The organism is Massilia atriviolacea (genome assembly GCF_003953935.1).
GTDB lineage: Bacteria > Pseudomonadota > Gammaproteobacteria > Burkholderiales > Burkholderiaceae_D > Telluria_A > Telluria_A atriviolacea.
In genome coordinates this window covers 190,402-206,722 of record NZ_RXLQ01000012.1, presented here as the reverse complement: position 1 = coordinate 206,722, position 16,321 = coordinate 190,402, and the positions used below count along the sequence as shown (strand labels likewise).

Annotated in this window: 13 protein-coding genes; 7 read left to right on the top strand and 6 right to left on the bottom strand. The window is 66.2% G+C overall.

Going from position 1 to position 16,321, the window contains the following annotated elements; all coding sequences use genetic code 11:
* Window positions 1–36: 36 nt before the first annotated feature.
* The gene (gene nudB, locus EJB06_RS22020; RefSeq protein WP_126076156.1) at window positions 37–507 is read left to right on the top strand and encodes a dihydroneopterin triphosphate diphosphatase; all 471 of its coding nucleotides are present in this window, start codon (window positions 37–39) and stop codon (window positions 505–507) included.
* A gap of 36 nt (window positions 508–543) precedes the next feature.
* Here nudB and EJB06_RS22015 read toward each other — a convergent pair whose 3' ends face one another.
* Entirely contained in the window at window positions 544–4,998 is a 4,455-nt protein-coding gene (locus tag EJB06_RS22015) for a calcium-binding protein (protein ID WP_126076155.1), read from the bottom strand.
* 277 nt (window positions 4,999–5,275) lie between these two features.
* Here EJB06_RS22015 and epsC point away from each other — a divergent pair, with 277 nt between their 5' ends.
* A complete protein-coding gene (gene epsC, locus EJB06_RS22010; RefSeq protein ID WP_126076154.1) occupies window positions 5,276–6,220 on the top strand; it encodes a serine O-acetyltransferase EpsC in 945 nt (314 codons plus the stop codon).
* Between the two features lie 83 nt (window positions 6,221–6,303).
* Window positions 6,304–7,602 carry an MFS transporter gene (locus tag EJB06_RS22005; RefSeq protein WP_126076153.1) on the top strand — a complete coding sequence of 433 codons (1,299 nt, stop codon included), beginning with the start codon at window positions 6,304–6,306 and terminating at the stop codon, window positions 7,600–7,602.
* Window positions 7,603–7,640: 38 nt separating this feature from the next.
* On the opposite strand, the gene EJB06_RS22000 is transcribed toward EJB06_RS22005, so the two are convergent.
* The 5 genes from EJB06_RS22000 to EJB06_RS21980 are packed head-to-tail and all read right to left on the bottom strand — an operon-like array spanning window position 7,641 to window position 12,587.
* Entirely contained in the window at window positions 7,641–9,050 is a 1,410-nt protein-coding gene (locus EJB06_RS22000) for an LLM class flavin-dependent oxidoreductase (RefSeq protein ID WP_126076152.1), read from the bottom strand.
* Window positions 9,051–9,054: 4 nt separating this feature from the next.
* A complete protein-coding gene (locus tag EJB06_RS21995) occupies window positions 9,055–9,882 on the bottom strand; it encodes a MetQ/NlpA family ABC transporter substrate-binding protein (protein WP_126076151.1) in 828 nt (275 codons plus the stop codon).
* Between the two features lie 30 nt (window positions 9,883–9,912).
* Complete coding sequence (locus tag EJB06_RS21990) at window positions 9,913–10,575, bottom strand: methionine ABC transporter permease (RefSeq protein ID WP_126076150.1); 663 nt, start codon at window positions 10,573–10,575, stop codon at window positions 9,913–9,915.
* Complete coding sequence (locus EJB06_RS21985; protein ID WP_126076149.1) at window positions 10,568–11,383, bottom strand: methionine ABC transporter ATP-binding protein; 816 nt, start codon at window positions 11,381–11,383, stop codon at window positions 10,568–10,570. Before EJB06_RS21985 ends, EJB06_RS21990 begins: the two co-directional genes overlap by 8 nt.
* A 4-nt stretch (window positions 11,384–11,387) precedes the next feature.
* The gene (locus tag EJB06_RS21980; RefSeq protein ID WP_126076148.1) at window positions 11,388–12,587 is read right to left on the bottom strand and encodes an acyl-CoA dehydrogenase family protein; all 1,200 of its coding nucleotides are present in this window, start codon (window positions 12,585–12,587) and stop codon (window positions 11,388–11,390) included.
* 209 nt (window positions 12,588–12,796) lie between these two features.
* On the opposite strand from EJB06_RS21980, the gene ssuE reads away from it, so the two are divergent.
* From ssuE to ssuC, 4 genes are read left to right on the top strand one after another with little or no spacing between them, the layout of a single operon-like run.
* Window positions 12,797–13,375 carry an NADPH-dependent FMN reductase gene (ssuE, locus tag EJB06_RS21975; RefSeq protein ID WP_126076147.1) on the top strand — a complete coding sequence of 193 codons (579 nt, stop codon included), beginning with the start codon at window positions 12,797–12,799 and terminating at the stop codon, window positions 13,373–13,375.
* Between the two features lie 20 nt (window positions 13,376–13,395).
* Entirely contained in the window at window positions 13,396–14,367 is a 972-nt protein-coding gene (locus EJB06_RS21970) for a sulfonate ABC transporter substrate-binding protein (RefSeq protein ID WP_126076146.1), read from the top strand.
* A 16-nt stretch (window positions 14,368–14,383) separates the two neighbouring features.
* Window positions 14,384–15,532 (top strand): FMNH2-dependent alkanesulfonate monooxygenase, encoded by a 1,149-nt coding sequence (gene ssuD, locus EJB06_RS21965; RefSeq protein WP_126076145.1) that lies wholly within the window; start codon window positions 14,384–14,386, stop codon window positions 15,530–15,532.
* Between the two features lie 2 nt (window positions 15,533–15,534).
* Window positions 15,535–16,320 carry an aliphatic sulfonate ABC transporter permease SsuC gene (ssuC, locus tag EJB06_RS21960; RefSeq protein ID WP_126076144.1) on the top strand — a complete coding sequence of 262 codons (786 nt, stop codon included), beginning with the start codon at window positions 15,535–15,537 and terminating at the stop codon, window positions 16,318–16,320.
* Window position 16,321 lies beyond the last annotated feature (1 nt).

The following is a 16,321-nucleotide window of genomic DNA, read 5'->3' as shown; positions in this document are numbered from 1 at the left end:
TCGTTTCGATCTTTGTACCGGTCTTCATCCTGATTCATGCCCATCAAAATCCCGGAATCCGTCCTCGTCGTCATCCACACGCCCGCGCTGGAGGTGCTGCTCATCGAGCGCGCCGACAAGCCCGGATTCTGGCAGTCCGTCACCGGCTCGCTCGACGCGCCCGACGAACCCCTGCTGGCGACCGCCGCGCGCGAACTGTTCGAAGAAACCGGGATCGTGGCCGATGGCGAGCGCATCGCGTTGCGCGACTGGCATCTGTCGAATGTCTATGAGATTTATCCGGTCTGGCGCCACCGCTACGCGCCCGGCGTGACCCACAACACCGAACATGTGTTCAGCGTGTGCGTGCCGCGCGACACGCCCATTGTATTGAGCGAGCGCGAGCACCTGCGCTACGAATGGCTGCCCCATGTGGAGGCGGCCGACCGCTGTTTTTCATCGTCCAACGCGGAAGCGATCCTGCAGCTTCCGCGCCGGCTACCGCGCCGGGTGGACGCGGCGGACTGACCGGCAGGGCGCCGGCCAGTTGTTGTCTCCGCCTGCTTACAGCAGCGGCGGGGTGGCCACGCCGACCAGGCCCACATCCATCCCGGGTGCGGCCATGCTGTGCAAGGTCGTGGCGGGTGCTGGCGGCGCTGGCGGCGTGGTGTCGGCAAGCAGCTCGGCATTAATTTTCGAGAAGGTCCACACTTCGCCATCGGCAAAGGCAATGCGCTGCATAGGACTCAGTGCGTTGGGCCGGTTGTTCTGCGAAATGTAATTGCTGACCGTGATCTGGTCGCTGGTGCCGGCGATCCGGATGATCAGCGACGAACCGGAGGCACTGAGCTGCAGGTCGGCGCCAGCAATGCCGGCGTCGAACTGCAGCGTGTCGATATGCGTGGAGACCTCGCTGCCCGAGAGGATGGTGTCCTTGCCGTCGCCCCGGCCGAACAGCATGATGTCGTCGCCCGCGCCGGTGGTGATCTTGTCGTCGCCGGCACCGCCCCGGATGGTGTCGTTGCCGCCATAGCCATTGATAACGTCGGCGCCGCCCTGACCCGTCAACAGATCACCCCTGCCGCTACCGCCTATGGTGTCGGCGCCAGCCGTACCGGCATACAGCAAGGCTTCGACCGCCGCCACACTCCATACCGTGCCGTCGGCAAAGACGATTTGCTGCAGCCCCGTGTCGGCTTGGGTGCTGGCGTCGCGGTGCGGGAAATTCTGCACCGTGAGCTGGTCGGCCGTGCCGGCGATACCGAGCACCAGCGCCGTTCCGGCGCTGTTGAGGATCAGGTCGGCCGGCAACACCCCTTCCTTGAACTGCAAGGTGTCGACTTTGCCGGCGGTGGCGTCCACCGTGGCGGCGATGACGTCGGCGCCATCGCCTTTGCCGAACAGGTAAGTATCGCTGCCGGTGCCGCCGGTGAGGCTGTCGTTGCCGGCGCCGCCATCGAGCGTATCGTTGCCGGCCCGTCCGTCGAGGTTGTCGGCGCCGGCCTGGCCGCTGATGCGCTCGCCCTTGATGGTCCCGCTCAGTTTGTCGGCATTGGCCGTACCGGCATACAGGCGCGCTTCCATATCCGCCAGGCCCCACACGGTGCCGTCGGCAAAGCTGATCTGTTGCAGTGGATTGCCGGCATTGGCCGGGTTGTCGTCAAGCAGGAAGCCGCTGACATCGACGCGGTCGCTGGTGCCCTTGACATCGATCCGCAGCGTGGTGCCGGAGAGGCTGAACGCGATGTTTTCCGGAACGATTCCCGCCTTGAACTGCAAGGTGTCGACCTTGCCGGCAGTGCTATCGGTGGTCGCGCGCAGCGTGTCCCAACCGTCGCCGAGGCCGAACACCACCGTGTCGCTGCCGCCGCCGCCGCTGATGGTATCGTTGCCCTTGCCGCCGTCGAGCGTATCGTTGCCGGCCTTGCCTTCCAGGGTATCGTTGCCGGCCAGGCCAGTCAGGTGGTTGTCATTGGCCAGGCCGATGAGCGTGTTGTCGTTGTTGCTGCCTGTCGAGAGCAAGGCTTCCAGTGTGGCGGCGTCCCAGATGGTGCCGTCGGCGAAGCGGACCTGCTGCAGCGGATGAACGGTCGTGGCGGTGTCGGTGGCGGGCATGAACTGCGCAAATTTCACCGTGCTGAGTACGGGATGCACTTCCACGAATCCCAGCACCAGGGCATTATCCTGTGCATAGACATGGACATCGCCCGGCAGTATGCCCGGCTTGAATTGCAGGGTGTCGTATCCACCCGCGTCCGACCATGTCACGGTATCGTCGTCGCCACCTTTGCCGAACAGGAAGGTATCGTCGCCGGCACCGCCGTTGAGGGTATCGTTGCCCGCACCGCCATCGAGCGTGTCGTTGCCGCCGTTGCCGTTCAGGATGTCGGCGCCGGCCATGCCGGTGATGACATCGCCCTTGACGGTGCCGCTGATTTCCTCGGCGCCGCTGGTGCCGGCGTACAGCAGGCTTTCTATCGTCGCCAGGTTCCATACCGTTCCGTCGGCGAAGCGGATCTCTTGCAGCGGATTGCCGGCGTTGGCGGTATCGTCCTGGGCAAGGAAGTTGTCGACCTTGATCTGGTCGGTGCCGCCGCCGATCTTGATCACCAGCGACTTGTAGGAGGTGGACAGGCGAATGTCTGCGGGCGCAATGCCCGCCTTGAACTGCAGCACGTCGACCTTGCCGAGCGAATAATCGTAAGTGGTCATCAGGGTATCGGCGCCATCGCCGCGGCCGAACAGATAGGTGTCGCTGTCGCCGCCGCCCTTGATCGTATCGTTGCCCAGGCCACCGTCGATGGTATCGTTGCCCGCATTGCCTTCCAGGAAATCATCGCCCTCCAGGCCGAACATGGTGTTGGCGTTCGCCGTGCCGGATACCCGGTCCGCGCCGGCGCTGCCGCCGTACAGCTGCGCTTCGATCGTGGCCAGGTCCCAGGTGGTGCCGTCGGCAAAGCGGATTTGCTGAAGTGCATTGATGGCGGTGCTGGTATCGTGGTTCGGCATGAACTGCTCGACCTTCACCTCGTCGGCGCTGCCCTTGATCTTGACCAATAGCGCGCTGTAGGGCGAGGCTTCGAGCAGCACATCGCCCGGCAGCACGCCTGGCTTGAACTGCAGCGTGTCGACGCCGCCGCCGTTGTACACGGTGATGCTGTCCTGGCCATCGCCCTTGCCGAACAGGAAGGTGTCGTTGCCGGCGCCGCCATTGACAGTGTCGTTGCCGCTGCCGCCATCGATGGTATCGTTGCCGGCATTACCGTCGAGCCTGTCGGCGCCGCCCAGGCCGTTGATCAGGTCGGCGCCGCTGGTGCCGCTGATGGTGTCGTTGCCGTCGGTCGTGCCATTCAGTTTGGCAAGAATGGCGGCGGCGTCCCACGCCGTGCCATCGTCGAAACGGATTTGCTGCAGCGGATTGAAGGCATTCCCGATATCGTCCCTGTTCAGGAAGAAGGTGACCGTGATTTTGTCGGTGCTGCCTTTCAAGGTAATGATCAGGTCGCTAAGATAGCGGCTCAGGATCACGTCGCCAGGGGCGATGCCGGCCTTGAATTGCAAGATGTTGAATTTGCCTGGCGCAGCGTCTTCCTCCGTGCGGATATCATCCTGGCCGTCGCCTCTGCCGAACAGATAGGTATCGTTGCCGAGGCCGCCATGGATGACGTCGTTGCCCAGGCCGCCATCGATGGTGTCGTCGCCGCCTTTGGCGTCGATCCAGTCATCGCCGGCCTGTCCGCTGATCAGCTCGCCCTTGACGGTCCCTTCGAGGCGATCGGCATCCCTGGTTCCCGCGTACAAGGCAGCCTGCATGGCGGCCAGGTTCCAGCGCGTGCCGTCGGCAAACCGGACTTCCTGCACCGGGTTGTAAGGCGAGGCCGGGTCGTCATTGCTCAGGAAGCTGTCGATCGTCACCTGGTCCGCACTATCCTTGAGTTTGAACACCACGCCGCCATAGCCGACCGGGGCCGGGGTAACGACGACATCGCCCGGCAGGACGCCCGGCTTGAACTGGAGCGTGCCCAGGCGCCCCGTTTCCAGGGTCATGCCGCCCCAGATGGTGTCCTTGCCGTCGCCTTTGCCGAACAGGTATGTGTCCTTGCCGAAGGCGCCGTACAGCGTGTCGTTGCCGGCGCCGCCGTCGAGCGTGTCGTCGCCGTTATCGCCATACAGGCTGTCATTGCCGTCGTTGCCCAGGAGCAGATCGTTGTCGAGTCCGCCGACCACGATATCGTTGCCTGCGCCGCCATCGAGCGTGTCGGCGCCTTGCGCGCCATCGAGGCGGTCGTCGTCTGCGCCGCCGTCGAGCTTGTCGTTGCCTTCATTGCCCGCCAGGTTGTCGTTGCCTGCGCCGCCGAACAGCTGGTCGTTGCCGAGACCGCCAATCAGGGTGTCGGTGCCGGCCCCGCCCTCGATGGTATCGTCGCCGCCTCTGCCGTCGAGCACGTCATTGCCGCCCAGGCCGCCGATCGCATCGCCCAGGTAGGTGCCGCCGCGCACGTCGGCGCCCTCGGTGCCGGCGTACAGGCGGGCCTGGATCTCGGCCAGGTTCCAGGTGGTGCCGTCGGCGAAGACAATCTGTTGCAGGGGATTGGCGCTGTTGGTGGTATTGGTTCCGTAGAAGAAGCCGTCGGCCCGGAACTGGTCGCTGCCGCCGATGATATTGATCAGCAGGGAGGTGCCCACCATGTCGAAGGCGAGGTCGGACGGCAGCACGCCTTCCTTCAGGCGCAGGGTGTTGACTTCGGTCATCGGGCGCACATCGGTCATGTAGACGATGTCGCGCCCGTCGCCACGGCCGAACAGGTAGCTGTCGTTGCCCAGGCCGCCATTCATGAAATCGTTGCCTGTGCCGCCCTCGAGGATGTCGTTACCGGCGAAACCGAACAATTGATCGTTGCCGGCCAGGCCGTTGAGGGTGTCATCGGCCGCGCCGCCGTTGAGGGTGTCGTTGCTGGCGGTGCCGTTCAGGGGCGTGTTGAGGTTGGTGCTTGAGGCGGTGGTCGTATTCAGGGGCATGAATCTCTTTCTGGCGGTGGTGAGGTCGGTATGCGTTGCGGATGTGCTCGTACAACATCAGAACGGCAGTGCGGAAATTGCACATCTTAATGTTATTTATGTACAACAATAATATCATGTGGACAATAGTGATAAACCTCAAATTTGAGGAAAATAGTGAAGTTCAACAACACCTTGCTTGCCCGGCTGCGCGATGCAAGCGTCATGCTTAAAAAACAGATAAGCAAATGCGAAAAAAGTCCTTCTGTTTGCGCAGGACTTGAGGCAGGCTCGTTGGATGAAAAACGACTACCCCGACCCGGCCGGCTGCCGCGCCCCGCACTGGAACCTTGGCCCCGTGATCGAACAGCTGCGCGTCTCGCGCGAGGCCACGCATAACATCCGCCACCACGGGCGGGTGCGCGAGCTGCCCTCGCGCGAAGCGCTCACCGTGATCGTCAACGGCCTGTCGGCCGCGCTGTTCCCGACCCATTACGGGCGTCCCAACCTGACCGACGACAGCATCGACTATTTTGTCGGCGACACCCTCACCACCACCCTCAACCGCCTGGTCGAACAGGTGCGCCGCGGCCTGCTGTTCGCGGCCCAGCCGGACGACGCCAGCGAGGAAGAGCTGGTGCGCAAGGCGGCGGCCATCACGCGCGACTTCGCCGCCGGCCTGCCCGCCATCCGCGCGCTGCTGGTGTCGGACGTGCAGGCCGCGCTGGCGGGCGACCCGGCCGCCACCTCGGTGGCCGAAATCATGCTGTGCTACCCGGGCACCATCGCCATCCTGTACTACCGCTTCGCGCACCGCCTGCACCAGCTGGGCGTGCCCTTCCTGGCGCGCCTGGTGTCCGACATCGGCCACTCGCTGACCGGAATCGACATCCATCCGGGCGCGCGCATCGGCGCCAGTTTCTTCATCGATCACGGCACCGGCGTGGTGATCGGCGAGACCGCCATCATCGGCCAGCGCGTGCGCCTGTACCAGGCCGTGACCCTGGGCGCGAAGCGCTTTCCGGCCGACCAGAACGGGGTCCTGATCAAGGGCGTGGCGCGCCATCCGGTCGTCGAGGACGATGTGGTGATTTATGCGGGCGCCACCATCCTGGGGCGGATTACCATCGGCGCCGGGTCGACCATCGGCGGCAATGTGTGGCTGACCGACAGCGTGGCGCCGGGCAGCACGGTGTCGCAGGCGCAGATGCGCAGCGACCAGGGCGGCGGCGACGCAGCATGAGACCTTGCGCTGTATTGCTTATAAAGTAATATTTCCGTGCTACACTGCCTGCCCGTTGAATCCGACGCATCAAGGAAACCGGCATGCAGTCCGCAGCACCCATCGACGCCGCCACCAGCGCGCAAGCGCTTTATCACCCCGGGGCCGGTTGGGAAAGGCGCTTCTGGCTGATCTTTGCGGGCCAGTCCCTGTCCCTGCTCGGCTCCGCACTGACCCAGTTCGTGCTGCTGTGGTGGATTGCCGATACCACCGGCAGCGTCTCGGCGCTGGCCGGCGCCGGTGCTGCCGCGCTGCTGCCGCTCGCCTTGCTCAGTCCCCTGGCCGGCACCTTCGCCGACCGCTACAGCCGCCCCATGCTGATGATCGCCGCCGACACCATCAGCGCGGCATGCATGGTGCTGCTGATCGTGCTGTTCCTCGGCGGCGGCATCGCCTTGTGGCATATCTACCTCGTGATGTTCGCGCGCAGCGCCATGCAGGCCTTCCAGATGCCGGCGGCGGCGGCCAGCGTGGCCATGCTGGTGCCGGCCAGCTTCCTGCCGCGCGCGGCGGGCCTGAACCAGATCATGCAAAGCGTGACCATGATCGCGCCGGCGCCCCTGGGCGCACTCGCGATGGGTGTCATGCCGCTCGGCTGGGCGCTCGCGATCGACGCCGTCACGGCGCTGGCCGGCATCGTGCCGCTGCTGGTGCTGCGCATTCCGCAGTCCTTTGCCGCGCCCGGCCAGCAAGCAGGGCTCTGGAGCGAGTGCCGCGCCGGCGCGGCCATGATCTGGTCCAACCCGGGCCTGCGCCGGCTGTATGGGTTGATCGGTCTGATGATGCTCATCATCATGCCCAGCCTGGTGCTGGTGGCGCTGCTGGTCAAGCAGCATTTTGGCGGTGGCGCGGGCCAGGTGGCGCTGATGGAAGCCTTGTCGGGGGTAGGGCTGCTCGGCGGCGGCATCGTCGTCGCGGTATTGGCGCCGCAGCGCCAGGTGCCGTGGATACTATGGGGTTTCGCCGCTACCTGCCTGGCATTGGCGCTGACCGGACTTACGCCGGGCACGATGTTTTATGCAGCGCTGGTAGCGTGGACACTGTGCGGGCTCGCTTGCGCCGCCGGCAATGCGTCGCTCATGGCGCTGCTGCAAGCGGGCATCCCCAACCAGATGCAGGGCCGCGCGTTTTCGCTGCTCGATGCAGTTATCGGCCTGGGCGCCCCGGTCGGCCTGGCGCTTGGGGCGCCGCTCGGAGAGCTGATCGGAATCCGCGCGCTGTTCGTGCTGGTCGGCGTACTGGGAACCCTGGTCTGCCTGGCTGGGTTTTTCTCGCCGGCCTTGATGCGCCTCGACGGCGCACCAGCGGCCGCGCCGCTTCCGGCCGGCGGCACCCGGCCGTAACACGAGCGCTGCGGCGTTTCTTGGGCGCTTCAATAGCGTCAGGCTGCCGATTGCAGCGGCGCTTCGATGCGCACCTGGCGTCCATGGTGGCTGGCCGCCAGGCGCGAACCTTTGCCGCTTAGCCGGTGGCGCAGGGTGGCGCCGATGTTGGCGATGGCGCTGCCGCTGTCTGCGGCGCTGGCGTAGCGGCCGCGCCGCTGCAGTTCCGGCACCACCAGCTCCACCACGTCGCGCATGGTTTCATGAGAGATGGCAAAGGCGAGGTTGAAGCCATCGATGCCGGTGTGCTCCATCCACGCTTCCAGCTGGTCGGCCACCTCGGAGGGCGAGCCGACCAGGATCGGCCCGCGTCCTCCGAGGCCGATGAAGCGCGCCGCCTCGCGCACGGTCCAGGTGCGCGACGGGTCGGCCGCGCTCAGGGACGCGAGGGCGGAGCGGCCCGCTTCGGTCTCGATGTACTCGATGGCGGCGTCGAGCGGGACGCGGCTGAAATCGACGCCGGTCCAGCCGGACAGCAGGGCCAGAGCTGCGTCGATGTCGACATGGCGCTGGTAGTCTTCGTACTTGGCGTGCGCTTCTTCGGAGGTGGGCGCGGTGACGATCAGCGCCTGCGCGTAGACCAGCAGGGCGTCGCCATCGCGGCCGGCGGCGCGCACGGCGGCCCGGGTGTCGTCCACGTAGCGCCTGACGACATGCACGCTCGGGCCGCTGACGAAGGTCGCCTCCGCGTGGCGCGCCGCAAAGGCCATGCCGCGCGGCGAGGCGCCGGCCTGGTACAGGAAGGGGGTACGCTGCGGCGACGGCTCGCACAGGTGGATGCCGGGCACGCTGTAATGGCGGCCGGCGTGCTTGATCGGGTGTACCTTGGCCGGATCGGCGTAGACGCCGCGCACCTTGTCGCGCACCACGGCGTCGTCTTCCCAGCTTTTCTCCCACAGCTTGTAGACCACGTCGAGGTATTCGTCGGCCAGGTCGTAGCGTTCGTCGTGGGCGAGCTGCTGTTGCAAGCCCAGGTTGCGCGCCGCGCTGTCGAGGTAACCGGTGACGATGTTCCAGCCGATGCGCCCGCGCGTCAGATGGTCGAGCGTCGAGATGCGGCGCGCAAAGGTGTACGGATGCTCGTAGGTCAGGGCGGCGGTGACGCCGATGCCCAGGTGGCGCGTGGCGCCGGCGATGATCGGCACCAGTGCCAGCGGGTCGTTCAGCGGCGCCTGCACCGCGTGGCGCAGGGCCGCGTCCGCGCTGCCCTGGTACACGTCGTACACGCCCAGCACATCGGCCAGGAAGATGGCGTCGAAATGGCCCGCTTCGAGCAACTGCGCCAGTTCGGTCCAGTAGTCGGCGTCGAGGTAGCGGTGGCTGTTGTCGCGCGGGTGGGTCCACAGTCCGGGAGACTGGTGGCCCACGGTGTTCATCTGGAACGCGTTGAAGCGAATCGGCTTGGCCATGATGCTATTTGGCTGCCGCTTGCAGGGCCAGCTGGTAGTCGGTCTTGGCGTAGCCGGCGAAGTGCTTGTTGGTCACGGCCAGGAACTCGGGCGAGCGGTAGGCTGCCGCCAGGTCCTTGGCGAACTGCTTCTGCTTGTCGGCGCTGCGCACGGCCACCAGGTTGATGTAGTTGGGCGAGATCTTTTCGGTGATCAGCGCCTCGGTCAGTTTCAGTCCCGTCGCCAGCGCATAGTTCCCGTTGACGAAAGCGTAGTCGGTGTCCTGCAGCGAGCGCGGAAGCTGGGCCGCTTCCAGCGGCACCAGCTTGATCTTCTTCTGGTAGCTGGCGATGTCCTTTTCCGACGCGCGCACCGGGTCGAACTTGTCGCGCAGCTTGATCCAGCCCAGCTGGTCGAGCAGCACCAGCGCGCGCGCCTGGTTGGTCGGGTCGTTGGGCAATGCTACGCTGCTGCCGTCCTTGACCTGCGCCAGCGACTTGTGCTTCTTGCTGTAGATGGCGATGGGCGCGGTCGGAATCGTCACCAGGTCGGTCAGCGCCAGTTTGTGTTCGGCGGCGAATTTGTTCAGGTAGACGATGTGCTGGAATACGTTGGCGTCGAGCGAGCCTTCGGCCAGCGCGAAGTTGGGCTGGATATAGTCGTTGAATTCGATGACCTTGACCTTGTAGCCCTGCTTTTCGAGGATCGGCTTGATCCCCAGCTTGATCTGGTCGGCGTACGGACCGGCGCTGGTGCCGATGACGATTTCTTTCGGGTCCTTGGCGGCGCTGGCGGAAGTGGCAAAGGCCAGGCCGGCAATGGCGGCAAGGATGGTACGGCGTGCGATGAACATGGTGTCCCCTGAAATGAAGTGAATGAACGGTTAGCGCTGGTCGATGCGGCGTGCGATGCGGGTCCCGGTGAACTGGATGGTCTGCACCAGCAGCACCAGGATGGCGACGGTGACGATCATGATGTCGGTCTCGAAGCGGTAGTAGCCGTAGCGGATCGCCAGGTCGCCGATGCCGCCGCCGCCCACCACGCCGGCCACCGCCGAATACGACAGGAAGCTGATCGACAGCACCGTCAGGGCCAGTACCAGCCCGGAACGGGCCTCCACCAGCAGCACGCGGGTGACGATCTGGAATTCGGAGGCGCCCATGGCGTGCGCCGCTTCGATCACGCCGCGCGGCACGTCGCGCAGGTTCTGTTCGACCAGGCGCGCAAAGTAGGGGATGGCCGCGAACGAGAGCGGCACGGCGGCCGCCAGCGGGCCGATCGAGGTGCCCGCGATGATGCGCGTGAACGGCACCAGCGCCACCAGCAGGATGATGAAGGGGAAGGAGCGCACGGTGTTGACGATCCAGCCGAGGACCAGCGCGAGCGGGCGGTTTTGCAGCGACTGGCCGTCGGCCACCAGGAACAGCACGATGCCGAGCGGCCCGCCCAGCACCACGGCGGACGTCAGGCCGATGGCCAGCATGGTCATGGTCTGGCCGAGCGCCACCCACAGTTCGGGCAGCAGGGTGACGACATTGTCAAACATGTTCGATTCCTTTCCATGCGCTGGCGGCGAAACCTTCGCTGCCGTACCAGGCCAGCTCGCGTCCCAGCGCGGTGATGCGCGCGCTGCTGGTGTCGGCCAGCGCGAATTGTTCGGCCAGTTCGCCGTCTTCGATCACGGCGACCCGGTTGCAGATCGCCCCCAGCACCGACAGCTCGTGGCTGACGATGACGATGGTCACGCCCAGGCGCAGGTTGATGTCGCGCAGGGTGTCGAGCAGGGAGCGCGTGGTTTCGGCGTCGAGCGCCGATGTCGGTTCGTCGCACAGCAGCACGTCGGGCCGGCTGGCCAGCGCGCGGGCGATGGCGGCGCGCTGTTTCTGGCCGCCGGAGAGCTGGGCCGGATAGTTCCCGGCCTTGTCGGCCAGGCCGACCAGTTCCAGGCATTCGAGCACGCGCGCGGCCAGGCGCGGCGCGTTCAGCGTGCCGTGGATGCGCAGCGGGAAGGCGACGTTCTCGTAGACGGTGGCGTTTTGCAGCAGGTTGAACTGCTGGAAAATCATACCGATGTTCTGGCGCGCGTCGCGCAGTGCGCGCTTGCCCAGCGCGGTCAGTTCGCGTCCGGCCACGGTGATGGTGCCGCGGTCGGGGCGCTCGAGCAGGTTAATCAGGCGCAGCAGGGTCGATTTGCCGGCGCCGCTCTTGCCGATCAGGCCGAAGACGTCGCCCTTGTCGACCGTCAGGCTGACGTTCCTGACGGCGTCGAATGTGCCGCCGCGCGGCAGGGCGAAGGATTTGCTGGCGCCGTCGATGCGGATCAGCGCTTCGCTGTGGGTGGTGTGAGTGCTCATGGTGTCAGGAGTAGGCGGTCGGTTCGGGGACGCTGCCATCGAGGACGTAGCGTCCGAGGTCGCGCAGCTTGTAGTCGATCGGGTCGTGCAGGGTGTGCACGCGCACATTGCGCCAGAAGCGGTCGTAGCCGAACCTGGCCGAGGTGGCGCGCGCGCCGGTCAGCTCGAACATCTGGCTGCTGATGTCGATGCCGGCGCGGTGCGACAGGGCCTTGGCTTCGGCCACGGCGACCGCCACTTCGCCGCGTTCGCGCGCCGTGAGCAGCGCTCCCTTGTTGAAGGCGCGCTCCAGTTCCTGGGCCGCAAGGTCGGCCAGCACCTGGGCGGGGCGCAACAGCAGCCACAGTTGGCCGTAGCGGTGCTGGATGAAGGGGTCGTCGCCGGCGGCGTCCACGCCGGACGCGAACCAGGGACGCGACTGCGCGCGCGTGTATTCGCGGGCGGCATCGAAGGCGCCGGTGGCGATGCCGAGGTACAGATTGGCCATGATCAGCTGCGCCACCTGCGAGCGCAGCGTGGCTTGCGCAGTCGGGGCCTGGCCGGGAGCCTGCAGCACGTATTGGTCCGGCAGGTGCACCTGGTGGAAGTGGACGTTACCGCTGTCGGTCTGCTTCTGGCCGAAGGCGTCCCAGTCGGCCTGCACGCGCACCCCCGGCTGCGCGGTCGGCAGCACGCCGATCAGCGCTTCGCCGGCGGCGGCATCCCAGGCCGAGACGGTCAGCCAGTCGGAGCCGACCGAGCCCGATGAAAAGCTCTTCACGCCATTGAGGGTAAAACCGTCGGCGCCGCGCAGCGCCGTGGTGCGCTGGTCGAGCGGGTTCAGGGCGTTACCCCAGAACAGGCCCTGTTCGACGGTGATCGTCAGCAGGTGGCGCTGCTGCTGCGCGCTGCCGTACAGGCGAATGCCGGCCAGTTGCAGGTGGTGGAAGCCGAAGACGTGCGCCAGGGCGCTGTCGGCGCGCGCCAGGATGCGGATGACCTGGTACACCAGCGGCCACGGCGCGCCCTGGCCGCCGAATTCGACGGGGATCGACAAGGTGAGCAGACCCGATGCGCGGATCCATTCGCGCTCCTCGGCCGCATGGCCGCCGTCGCGGTCGCGCTGTACCGCGGTGGCGGCGAGGCGTCCGGCGAGTGCGCTGGCGATCGAGATCGGGTCGCTGGCGGCAGCGTCTGGAACGGGGCGGAGCAGGGTGGCTGACATGGTGGAACAAGCCTTGTAGGACAGTCGGGGAGGCCAGTATTGCATCGGCCATGGGGCGGCGTGAACGAAGATATCCGCCCTTCCTTATGCGCAAACCGATGGAACGAAAAGCGCATATCGAAGCGCAAAAGCATTCGTTCCGATTTGCGCGCATGGGCCGTAGCCTGTGTCCATTCGTTTGCATGACCTCACACCGGATCGGAAAAATCATGAGCGTTCTTTTGCTGGGCGGGAGCCCGTCGGTATCGTCGAGCAGCGCCAGGCTGCTGCAGCACGTGGGCGACAAGCTCGCCCTGCACGGCCACCGCTGCAATACCCTGCAGGTGCGCGACCTGCCGGCGCAGGCCCTGCTGCATGCGAACTTCGACGATCCGGCCATCGTGCGCGCCACGGCGCTGTTGCTCGACGCCGATGCCATCGTGGTCGCCACGCCGGTATACAAGGCGGCGTACACGGGCATCCTGAAAGCCTTCCTCGACCTGCTGCCGCAGGATGGCCTGGACGGCAAGCTGGTGCTGCCGCTGGCCACCGGCGGCAGCCAGTCGCACATGCTGGTGCTCGATTACGCACTGCGGCCGGTGCTGGCGTCGCTGGCGGCGCGCTTCATCCTGCCGGGGATTTACGCCACCTCCGACCAGCTGCGCTGGAACGCCGCCACCGGCCTGACGCTCGATGCGCCGATTGCGGCGCGCGTGGCGCGCGGCGTCGAGCAGTTCTCGACCGAGCTGTTCGCGCTGCCGCAACAGCGCCTGCAAGCGCAGCACACCCTGCATTCCCTCGCCGTCTGACATCAGAAAGAGAGCGCATCATGCATTCGCATCTGGAACAACGCAGCGCGCGCCGGCGCACCCTGGGCATGCTGTTTGCCGCCGCCGTCGCCGGCGCCTTGCCCGGCGCGGCCCGTGCGCAAAGCGCCAAGGAAGTGCGCATCGGCTACCAGAAATACGGCACCCTCACGCTGCTCAAGGGGCGCGGCACGCTGGAAAAGCGCCTGGCCGCCAGGGGCGTGGCGGTCAAGTGGACCGAGTTCCCGGCCGGCCCGGTGCTGCTCGAAGGGCTGAACGTGGGCAGCATCGACTTCGGCACCGTGGGCGAGGCGCCGCCGATCTTTGCGCAGGCCGCCGGGGCCAACCTGGTCTACGTCGGCAACGAGCCGCCCTCCCCGAGTTCGGAGGCGATCGTCGTGCCCAAGGGTTCGGCCATCCGCACGGTGGCCGATTTGAAGGGCAGGAAGGTCGCCCTGAACAAGGGGTCGAACGTGCACTACCTGCTGGTGCGGGCGCTGGAAAAAGCCGGCGTCGATTACAAGGACGTGCAGACGGTGTTCCTGCCGCCGGCCGACGCGCGCGCCTCGTTCGAGCGCGGGGCGGTCGATGCATGGGTGATCTGGGACCCGTTCCTGGCCGCCGCCGAAAAGCAGCTCGGCGCGCGCGTGCTGGCCGATGGCAAGGGCCTGGTGTCGAACCACCAGTTCTACCTGGCGGCGCGCCCGTATGCCGAGGCGCAGCCGGAGATCGTGCGCATCGTGATCGAGGAGCTGGCCAAGGTCGACGAGTGGGGACGCCAGAACATCAAGGAGGTGGCCGCCATCCTGGCCGCGCAAACGGGGCTGGACAGCGCGATCGTGGAGCTGGCCGCGCAGCGCTATGCGTATGGGGTCAAGCCGGTCACGCCGGAAGTCATTCGCGAGCAGCAGAAGATCGCCGACGTCTTCGCGAACCTCAAGCTGATTCCGAAACCGATTGTCGTCAAGGACGCGCAGCTGCCGTTCAAGTTATAAATTCAGGAGTCCTGTCATGTCGTTGAATGTGTTCTGGTTTATCCCCACCCATGGCGATAGCCGCTATCTTGGTACCAGCAAGGGTGCGCGCAGTGTCGATGCCGACTATCTGCGCCAGGTCGCCGTAGCAGCCGATACCCTCGGCTACGACGGCGTCCTTCTGCCAACCGGGCGTTCCTGCGAGGACGCCTGGGTGGTGGCGTCGTCGCTGATGGCCGTCACGCAGAAGCTCAAGTTCCTGGTGGCGATCCGTCCCGGCCTGTCGACGCCGGGACTGGCGGTGCGCATGGCTTCGACCTTCGACCGCCTCTCGAACGGACGCCTGCTGATCAACGTGGTGACCGGCGGCGACCAGGGCGAACTGGAGGCCGACGGCCTGTTCGCGGACCACGGCAAACGCTATGAAATCTCGGACGAATTCTTCCGCATCTGGCGCGCCACCATGGCGGGCGAGGGCGGTGCGGCCGGCTACGACTTCGAGGGCAAGCACTTGCAGGTCAAGGGGGCGAAGACGCTCTATCCGCCGCTGCAAAAGCCGTATCCGCCGCTGTACTTCGGCGGCTCGTCCGAGCCCGCGCACGAACTGGCGGCCGAGCAGATGGATGTGTACCTGACCTGGGGCGAGCCGCCGGCCGCGGTGGCCGAGAAACTGGCCGATATCCGCGCGCGCGCCGCGAAACATGGGCGCACCTTGCGCTTCGGGATTCGCCTGCACGTGATCGTGCGCGAAACGAACGAGGCGGCCTGGCGCGCGGCCGACGAATTGATCAGCCATCTCGACGACGACATCATCGCCAAGGCGCAGGCGGCCTTTGCGAAGATGGATTCGGTCGGCCAGCGGCGCATGGCGGCCCTGCACGGCGGCCGCCGCGACAGGCTGGAAGTGTCGCCCAACCTGTGGGCCGGCGTGGGCCTGGTGCGCGGCGGCGCCGGCACCGCGCTGGTGGGCGACGCCGAAACGGTGGCCGCGCGCATGCGGGAATATGCGGACCTGGGGATCGACACCTTCATCCTGTCCGGCTATCCGCACCTGGAAGAATCGTACCGCTTCGCCGAACTGGTGTTCCCCCTGCTCGGCAAGGGCAAGCAGGCCGGCGAACAGTCGATCAGCGGGCCGTTCGGCGAGATGATGGCCAGCGATATCCTGCCGAAGAAGGCGGCCTGACCATGGCCGGCATCGCCGCCGCGCCTGGCGTGCCCCGGCCATCGGCACTGGCGCCCTGGGCGCTGCCGGCCGGCCTGATCCTGGCCTGGCAGATCGCGGCGCAGGCGGGCTGGCTGTCGAGCCGCATCCTGCCGGAGCCGTGGGCCGTGGCGAAGGCGTTCTGGACCCTGGCGGTGTCTGGCGAGCTGTGGCAGCACCTGCGCACCAGCCTGTGGCGCGCCGCCACCGGTTTTGCCATCGGCGCCGGCCTCGGCTTGCTGCTGGGTTTGCTAAACGGCAGCGTCAAGCGGGCGGAGGCCTTGCTCGACACGACCTTACAAATGATCCGCAACATTCCGGCGCTGGCCCTGATTCCACTGGTCATTTTGTGGTTCGGTATCGACGAAACCGCCAAGCTGTTCCTGCTGGCGATCGGCGTATTTTTTCCGGTGTACCTGAATACCTTCCACGGCATCCGCTCGGCCGACCAGGGCTTGATCGACATGGCGCGCAGCTATGGCTTGTCGGGCTGGCCGCTGTACCGCGACGTGATCCTGCCGGCGGCGCTGCCGTCGATCCTGGTGGGGGTGCGCTTTTCGCTGGGACTGGTGTGGGTGCTGCTGATCGTGGCGGAAACCATTTCGGCCCAGGCCGGCATTGGCTACATGACCATGAATGCGCGCGAATTCCTGCAAACCGATGTCGTGCTGGTCGGGATTTTGCTGTACGCCCTGCTGGGCAAGGCGGCCGACCTCTTGTCGCGCGGCCTGGAAAAGCACTTCTTGCGCTGGAATCCGGCGTACCGCTAAT